Origin of the sequence: uncultured Campylobacter sp. (genome assembly GCF_937997595.1) — a bacterium.
Lineage (GTDB): Bacteria > Campylobacterota > Campylobacteria > Campylobacterales > Campylobacteraceae > Campylobacter_B.
In genome coordinates this window covers 1-1,060 of record NZ_CALKTS010000313.1, presented here as the reverse complement: position 1 = coordinate 1,060, position 1,060 = coordinate 1, and the positions used below count along the sequence as shown (strand labels likewise).

Genomic DNA, 1,060 nt, shown 5'->3' with positions numbered 1-1,060 from the left:
AAAGCGAGCGAGGCCGAAGCGAAGGCAAAGATCGGCGCGGCGCAGGTGCTTTACGTAAGCGGCGGCAACACCTTTTATCTTTTGCGCGAACTTAAAAAGAAAGATCTTGCTGGCCTCATCGCAGATCGCGTCCGAAGCGGCGAGCTCGTGTACGTGGGCGAGTCGGCGGGAGCGATGATCGCGGCTCCTAGCGTGGAGTATGCGAGCGTGATGGACGATGCGAGTGGTAGTGAATCAGTAGCAACGCAAACCGGGCTAGATCTTGTTAAATTCTATCCAGTAGTACACTACGGCGAGGAGCCCTTCGTGCAAAGCACGGCTAAAATTTTAAAAGCTTACGGCGGCAAGTTAAAATTGGTGCCGATAAATAACGCCGAAGCGATCGCGGTGCACGGCGATAAATTTGAAATTTTGGGGCGGTAAACTGCGGCGTAAAAGTAAAATTAGTAATTAAACGCTTCATAAAATTTACGCTTATATTTTCGCATAGGGCTGCGAGGTGAAATTTTAACTTAGGTGCAGCGAGTCGCTAACGGATAAATTTAATCAAAAGGATCAAAATGAAAATATTACTGATTAACGGCGGAGCGCCGTTTAACGGCAATGGCGGCAAGCTAAGTAAAACCTTGCACGAGCTAGCCAAAAAGACGCTGCAAGCCCTAGGACACGAAACGCGCGAAACTACGATACATGAGGGCTACGATATAGAGGGCGAGGTAGAAAAATTTCTATGGATGGATGCCGTGATCTGGCAGATGCCCGCGTGGTGGATGGGCGAGCCTTGGCTAGTCAAAAAATATATCGACGAGGTGTTTATGGGCGGCATAGGCAAGATAGTGGCAAACGACGGGCGGCACAGCGCAAGCCCAAACGACGGCTACGGCACGGGCGGACTGATAAAGGGCAAATCGCACATGCTAAGCGTTACTTGGAATGCGCCGCTTCAGGCGTTTGAGAAGCCGGGCGATTTTTTCGAGGGCGCGGGCGTAGACGGCGTTTATCTGCATTTTCATAAGGCAAATGAGTTTTTAGGCACGAAAAGGCTGCCTACTTTTATGTG

Annotated in this window: 2 protein-coding genes; both read left to right on the top strand. The window is 50.2% G+C overall.

The window, feature by feature from the left end:
- The coding region (locus tag Q0614_RS10595; RefSeq protein WP_298788616.1) for a Type 1 glutamine amidotransferase-like domain-containing protein at positions 1-423 on the top strand (423 nt) is incomplete at its 5' end.
- A 137-nt stretch (positions 424-560) separates the two neighbouring features.
- Positions 561-1,060 (top strand): NAD(P)H-dependent oxidoreductase (locus tag Q0614_RS10590; RefSeq protein ID WP_298788614.1); only part of this gene is annotated, 500 nt, incomplete at its 3' end.